This is a genomic window from Neolewinella agarilytica (genome assembly GCF_900110645.1).
Lineage (GTDB): Bacteria > Bacteroidota > Bacteroidia > Chitinophagales > Saprospiraceae > Neolewinella > Neolewinella agarilytica.
The window spans coordinates 1-1,245 of the sequence record NZ_FOFB01000070.1 but is presented as its reverse complement, the minus strand read 5'-3'; the positions used below and the strand labels follow the sequence as shown (position 1 = coordinate 1,245).

The window sequence follows — 1,245 nt, the reverse complement described above, 5'->3', positions numbered from 1 at the left end:
GGGCAACGAAGACTGGATGCTGGTTGGTGGTTTCCCCACCACTACGCTGACGGTTGCTGATGGAGAACTTCCTGTTGGTGGTCTTGCTCCCGGAGCAATGACTACGGTAGAAATCTTCCTGACGCTGGCGAACCCGCTGCCATCTGGTGCGGTGATTACCAACGTTGCTGAGATCAGTGCTGCTACTGATGAGAACGGTGATCCTCAGGAGGACACAGACTCTACTCCGGACAATACGCCCGGAGATGATGAAGATGACATCGATGATGTATCGGTAACGGTCCAGACCTTCGACGTAGCTCTGATCAAAGAACTGGCTGCTGGTCAGGATATGATTGTTGCTCCCGGCGATACGGTTGCTTACACGATTACGGTCTTCAACCAGGGGGATATTCCTGCGGATAACATTGAGGTGACGGACTATGTCCCTGCCGATATGACCTTCGAACCCGGTGCCGGTAACGGAACGGACGATAACACCAGCCTTGGCTGGGCAGTAGTTGCAGGTAACCCAACGGCGACGATTACCATCCCAGGTGGTCTTGCTCCTGGAGCATCTACGACAATTGATATTTACCTGACGCTTGCCAGCCCATTACCTGCGGGATCTGACATCAGCAACTTTGCTGAGATCAGTGATGCAACGGATGAAAATGGCGATGAGCAGGTTGACATTGACTCTGAGCTGGATAATGATCCGGATGATGATGACTTAACCGCAGACAATGACGTAAACGGCGACGGTTCTATTCCCGGCGAAGATGATGACGACCACGATGTGGCCGTAATCACGACGGCTGAGTTTGATCTTGCGTTGACGAAGACGCTGTCTTCCGGTCAGTCTGCCAATGTTCGTCCTGGTGACACGATCGCTTACACGATCACGGTGATCAACCAGGGAGATATCGCAGCGGATAACGTACTGGTTACGGATTACCTGCCAGCGGATATGAGCCTGACTTACGATGGTACCATCACCGGTAACGATGATGCTGGCTGGGCTGCTGCAACGGCTGGTGTACAGCGTACGCTGACAATTGCAAATGGCGATCTTCCCGCCGGCGGTCTTGCTCCCGGAGCAACGGCTTCTGTAGAAGTATTCCTGACGCTTGCAAATCCGCTGCCTGCCGGATCTACGGTAGACAACTTTGCTGAGATCAGCGCTGCTACTGACGAGACGGGTGATCCACAGGATGACACTGACTCTACACCAGATGACATGAATGACGAAGAGGTTGTTGATAA

1 protein-coding gene is annotated in these 1,245 nt (G+C 53.0%); it reads left to right on the top strand.

From position 1 onward, the window contains the following. On the top strand, positions 1 to 1,245 hold a 1,245-nt coding region (locus BM123_RS23760), incomplete at both ends, for a DUF7507 domain-containing protein (protein ID WP_090173633.1).